The following is a 2,610-nucleotide window of genomic DNA, read 5'->3' on the forward strand; positions in this document are numbered from 1 at the left end:
ACCGCACCGGGATGCTGCGCGGGATCGGCCGAGGGCGCGGCGCCCGCACTGGCCGGTCCCGCCGACAGCGCCGCGCCCTCGGCCGATCCCGCGCAGCATCCCGGTGCGGTCACCTCGCCCATGGTGGGCACGGTGTACCTGTCGCCCGAACCCGGCGCGCAACCCTTCGTCGGCGTCGGCGCACAGGTGACCGAGGGCCAGACCCTGCTGATCATCGAGGCGATGAAGACCATGAACCACATCCCCGCCCCGCGCGCGGGCACGGTGCGCCGCATCCTCGTGGCCGACACCAGCCCCGTGGAATACGGCGCCCCCCTGATGATCATCGAGTAACGCATGTTCTCCAAGATCCTCATCGCCAACCGGGGCGAGATCGCGCTGCGCGTCATCCGGGCCGCGCGGGAAATGGGCATCGCGTCGGTCGCGGTCCACTCCACCGCCGATGCCGACGCCATGCATGTGCGCATGGCCGACGAGGCGCTGTGCATCGGCCCGCCCTCGGCCAATGACAGCTACCTGTCGATCCCGGCCATCATCTCAGCCTGCGAGATCACGGGGGCCGAGGCGATCCACCCCGGCTATGGCTTCCTGTCGGAAAACGCCAGCTTCGTGCAGATCGTGGAGGACCACGGGCTGACCTTCATCGGCCCGTCCTCGGCGCACATCCGCATGATGGGCGACAAGATCACCGCCAAGGAGACGATGCGCGCGCTGGGGGTTCCCTGCGTGCCCGGATCGCAGGGCGGCGTGCCGGACCTGGAGGCCGCGCGCGCGGTCGCGGCCGAGATCGGATATCCCGTCATCGTCAAGGCGACCGCGGGCGGCGGCGGGCGCGGCATGAAGCTTGCGCGCACGGCCGCCGACATCGACCAGGCCTTCCAGACCGCGCGGGCCGAGGCCAAGGCCGCCTTCGGCAACGCCGACGTCTACATCGAGAAATACCTCGGCCACCCCCGCCACATCGAGATCCAGGTCTTTGGCGACGGCAAGGGCCGCGCGGTGCATCTGGGCGAACGCGACTGCTCCCTCCAGCGCCGCCACCAGAAGGTCCTCGAGGAAGCGCCCGGCCCCGCCATCGACCCCGCCACCCGCGCCCGCATCGGCGCCATCTGCGCCGAGGCCGTGGCCCGCATGGGATACTCCGGCGCCGGCACCATCGAGTTCCTGTACGAGGACGGCGAGTTCTACTTCATCGAGATGAACACCCGCCTGCAGGTCGAACACCCCGTCACCGAGGCGGTGTTCGGTGTCGATCTGGTGCGCGAACAGATCCGGGTGGCCGCCGGCCTGCCGCTGTCCTTCCACCAGGAGGATCTGATACCCAACGGCCACGCCATCGAGGTGCGCATCAACGCCGAGCGCCTGCCCAACTTCGCCCCCTGCCCGGGCAAGGTGAAGACCTTCCACGCGCCCGGCGGCCTCGGCGTGCGGATCGATTCGGCGCTCTATGGCGGCTATGTGATTCCCCCCTACTACGACAGCCTGATCGCCAAGCTGATCGTGCACGGCCGCGACCGGCCCGAGGCGCTGGCCCGGCTGGACCGCGCACTGGGCGAGATCATCATCGACGGGGTGGACAGCACCCTGCCGCTGTTCAAGGCGCTGCTGGCGGAACCCGACATCCGCGCCGGCGACTACACCATCCACTGGCTGGAGCACTTCCTGGCCGAACGTCTGGGCTGACGGGCAACCGGGGATCAGACCCCGGATCAGATCCCGGATCAGGCCGGGGCGCCGTGCAGCGCCTCGAAGGCCTCGGCCTGGGCGGGTGTCAGCGCCGCGCGCCGCACCATCGCGGTGTGGATGGAAAACACCACCGCCCGCGTGCGCGGCAGGCGCACCAGGCACTGTCGCTCCGACCGGACATAGGGCGCGGGACCGACGGGGCGCGGGCGGGGCGCCCCCTCCCGGGCGGGGGTGAACAGATCCGCGTCCGCGTAGGCCAGCACATTGGCCCGCCACATCGGCCGATCCACATGGATGCCGTCAAACAGCCGCTGCACCCGCGCGGCAAGGCCCGCGTCATACTCCGGCACCGGCGTGTGGATGCGCGTCAGCGGGTGGCCGATCTTCTCGTCCAGCGACCAACCGGCTGGAAAACACAGGATCGCCCCGGTCAGCACATGCTGCGCGCCCTGCGCTTCCATCAGACACAGATCCGCCTGCACCAGCCGGCCCAGCGTCAGCAGCGGCAGGTCAGGTTCCAGCGCCACGACCACCCCGTCGGGCCGCGTCACCGCCCCCGCCGCCACCCGGTAGCCCGGCGCCGTCCGCAGGATGTCGAGCACGCGCGCGTACAACTCCGCCGCCGCCGGCCGTGCCGAGGGCAAAAGCGCATGGACCGCCTCGGGTGCCTCTGCGATCAGCCGATCCCGCAGCGCCATCTGCCCGGCAAAGGCATCGTCGACATGCAACCAGTCCGCCGGGTCCAGCGGCTGGATCCCCGGCAGGCGCCGGGCGCGCGGCGCGGCCCAGGGCGCAAACCACAGATGGGACTGCAACACCGCCATACCCGGACGCTACCGGCCCAGCCTGGCGATGGCGAGGCGAAAATCAGCCCTGCCGACCGCCCCGGCAAAGGGGGGCCGCCGTGCACCCCGGGGGCGGGGC

Annotated in this window: 3 protein-coding genes; 2 read left to right on the forward strand and 1 reads right to left on the reverse strand. The window is 71.1% G+C overall.

Translation table 11 applies throughout. From position 1 onward, the window contains the following. Positions 1-333: acetyl-CoA carboxylase biotin carboxyl carrier protein (locus tag CCR87_RS00235; protein WP_274609735.1), on the forward strand; the 333-nt coding region annotated here is incomplete at its 5' end. Between the two features lie 3 nt (positions 334-336). After that, a complete protein-coding gene (gene accC / locus CCR87_RS00240; protein WP_201155337.1) occupies positions 337-1,683 on the forward strand; it encodes an acetyl-CoA carboxylase biotin carboxylase subunit in 1,347 nt (448 codons plus the stop codon). 38 nt (positions 1,684-1,721) lie between these two features. Here accC and CCR87_RS00245 read toward each other — a convergent pair whose 3' ends face one another. Beyond that, positions 1,722-2,510, reverse strand: a complete 789-nt coding sequence (locus tag CCR87_RS00245; protein WP_201155338.1) for a heme-dependent oxidative N-demethylase family protein — start codon at positions 2,508-2,510, stop codon at positions 1,722-1,724. Positions 2,511-2,610 lie beyond the last annotated feature (100 nt).

Source organism: Rhodobaculum claviforme (assembly GCF_016653255.1).
GTDB classification, from domain to species: domain Bacteria; phylum Pseudomonadota; class Alphaproteobacteria; order Rhodobacterales; family Rhodobacteraceae; genus Rhodobaculum; species Rhodobaculum claviforme.